General features: G+C 63.7%; 3 protein-coding genes and 1 pseudogene. 2 read left to right on the forward strand and 2 right to left on the reverse strand.

Annotated features, from left to right (window positions below; translation table 11 throughout):
• Positions 1-433, forward strand: a pseudogene (locus tag C8D93_RS20845) (hypothetical protein); the annotation flags it as partial.
• 48 nt (positions 434-481) lie between these two features.
• Complete coding sequence (locus C8D93_RS20170) at positions 482-730, forward strand: hypothetical protein (RefSeq protein ID WP_110267075.1); 249 nt, start codon at positions 482-484, stop codon at positions 728-730.
• A gap of 355 nt (positions 731-1,085) precedes the next feature.
• Here the strand turns inward: C8D93_RS20170 and gspG are convergent, their stop codons facing one another.
• Both gspG and C8D93_RS20180 read right to left on the reverse strand, forming a co-directional pair.
• Positions 1,086-1,694: a type II secretion system major pseudopilin GspG gene (gene gspG, locus C8D93_RS20175; RefSeq protein ID WP_245904036.1), complete on the reverse strand. Its 609-nt coding sequence runs from the start codon at positions 1,692-1,694 to the stop codon at positions 1,086-1,088.
• Positions 1,695-1,969: 275 nt separating this feature from the next.
• The gene (locus tag C8D93_RS20180) at positions 1,970-2,335 is read right to left on the reverse strand and encodes a hypothetical protein (protein WP_110267077.1); all 366 of its coding nucleotides are present in this window, start codon (positions 2,333-2,335) and stop codon (positions 1,970-1,972) included.
• Positions 2,336-2,422 lie beyond the last annotated feature (87 nt).

The following is a 2,422-nucleotide window of genomic DNA, read 5'->3' on the forward strand; positions in this document are numbered from 1 at the left end:
CGAGGTGCAGACCGAGACCGGCGAGCGCCGCACGCTCGATCCCCGGACGCACGCCGGTCAGCACTGGGAGCATGCCTACGCAAGCACGGTCTACAAGTCGCAGGGCGCGACACGCAGCCACGTCCTGGTCAATGCGGAAAGCACCGAGCGCACGCTGTTTTCGCAGAAGGCGTTCCTGGTTGCCATCAGCCGGCAGAAGGACACCATCAAGCTATTCACCGACAGCACCGAGGATTTCACACGCAACGTGGCGCACTACTTGGGCGACAAAACCAGCGCGATCGAGGGTCGCGAGGAGTCGCGCCTGCACAAGGTCGGCGGCTACCTCGATCAACTGCTCAGGAGCTTCCAATCCGAGTCCGCGAAGGATGTTGGCCGGTCGGTCGACGGCCAGGCGCAGCACGCGCCGCCGCTCGGTGCGGGACGCCTATAGACGCCCGGCCTCGGGCCACAGCGATATAGTTGGACAAGGGGATACGCCATGACCCAGCCGAAACACTCGCCCGAATCGAAGATCGCGATTGACCTCAGTGAGCCCTGCTTCATCGAAGCAGGCGACGACGATCCGCTGCACGCGCCACTCCCGCCCAGCCCAACGCTCTATCGCGCACACGAGCTGTTTGAAGTTCGCGAAGGCGAATCGTTGATGGAGGCCATGGATCGAGCCTCCCGCGAATCCGAAGAGGCTGCTGCGGCCAAGGCCGCAGCACAAGGAGCGGGCGACGACTGAGCAACAGGCTTCCACGGGTTGCCGAGCAAGCCCTTAGAAATCAAGCGTGTCACGCGCGTGCTACACGGCGCATCGATCGTGTATGACGGCAAGGCCTAGACAAGTCAAAGACTTGTCTAGGCTTGTATGCCCGTACCCTGGGCGTGGGGTGTGTGTGGAGCGTCATCCCGGCATCGCCGGGGGACTTCTTTGCTCGACTCACATGCAGATGGTCGAAGGGCTTGGCGCTTTTGGGTCGTTGCTGCTGTTCTGATTCGGACGATGCTGGTGTCCGATCGCGGTCAAGCGCTTCTTCCGTATCGACGCCGCGAGCTTTGTATCGACGAACAGTACCGCGACGCCTGGCGCCGAGTCGTCAGTGGTCCCAGTTGCCGATATCTGCGGCCGCGCCGTCGCCGCCGGACTGACCGTCGGAGCCGAATGAAAACAGATCAAACTCGCTGCGCATGCCCGGGCTGACGTACTGGTAGGGATTGCCCCAAGGATCGTTCCGCACGGACTTCATGTACCCACCTGGCTTGTAGTGCGTCGGTCTGGGCTCGCTGTCCGGCGGGCTGACCAGCGCCGCCAATCCTTGCTGAGTGCTGGGATAGTTGCCGTTGTCCAGCTTGTACAGTTGCAGCGTGGCATCGAAGGTCCGGATGTCCTGCCTGGCGCGAGTGACGTTCGCTCGGTTGGCGATGTCCTCTTCGCGCCGCAGGGCGGCTTGGCGCTGCTGCTCAGTCTGGCCGCTGACGCTGGCGACATTCCAGCCGCGCTCGGTGCGGACAAAGCTGATCGTGCCGGTCACCTCTTCGCTTCCGTGCTCGGGCCGCTCGACGACCGCGACGTACTCCATCTCGTAAGCCTTCACGCCATTTTTCTCGTACGCGAGGCCGTCCGTTTTCTCGAACGATCGCACCTTTGCCGCGTCGCCCCAATCGGTGCGAACCTGCTGCTGAAAAGCCGCATCGCCGTCGGCCACGGCTGGACGGCCCTCGCATCCGCAAAGGGCGGTGGCCAGGACAGCGACAAGCAGCCCTCGCCACCGTTTCGATCGTTCGCTCGAAGTCATCGTGATCCTCCCTGTTATGCGCTCTACCAACGTCCGCGAGCGTACTACGCCGCACGTGACGGTAGCGACCAGTCCTATCAGTTGGGAGGCAATCAGGGCCGGCGTCGTTCTGGCTACTTGAAGCGCTCCTGCGGAGCGTGCTGAACAGCGGGGCATTCCGCCGTGGTCGACCGAATCAGCAACCGTCAAATCGTGCCGTCTCGGACCATCTGATCGAACGCGCTGCGCGCGTTCTGCTGCGCCTTCTGGACAATCTCCGGCTTCAGCAAGGCTGCGATCTGGCGCGTCAGCATCACGTCTTCCAGCAGCGTGATGAGCATCGCGCGGAAGTAGTCACCGTTCGCTGGAATGCGACCATCAAGGGCCGCGATGCGGGCATGAACCTGCTGCGCCAGCGCAACCGCGTCGATTGCCTCGCCGGACGACGCATCGAGCCCGCGCGCCAGCAGCTCCCGCACGGCCTCCGAAACCGTCTTGCCGCTCCGCCGGGCGTACTCAAGAACCCGACCATGCACCAGGTCGTCCGGGTCGCGGGCGTGGATGTCAGGCATCGAACGGCACCGACGGTGGCCAGCCTGCGTTTCGCATGCGAAACGCGCTCAAGCGGAACAACCCTCGTCAGGATGTCCGTCCTCGCC

The organism is Sinimarinibacterium flocculans (assembly GCF_003201205.1).
In the GTDB taxonomy this organism is placed as follows: domain Bacteria; phylum Pseudomonadota; class Gammaproteobacteria; order Nevskiales; family Nevskiaceae; genus Solimonas; species Solimonas flocculans.

What these genes read in the sequence shown, in the direction of transcription:
- C8D93_RS20170 (WP_110267075.1), top strand. Translation starts at nt 482, where the DNA reads ATGACCCAGCCGAAACACTCGCCCGAATCGAAGATCGCGATTGACCTC.
- C8D93_RS20180 (WP_110267077.1), bottom strand. Translation starts at nt 2,335, where the DNA reads ATGCCTGACATCCACGCCCGCGACCCGGACGACCTGGTGCATGGTCGG.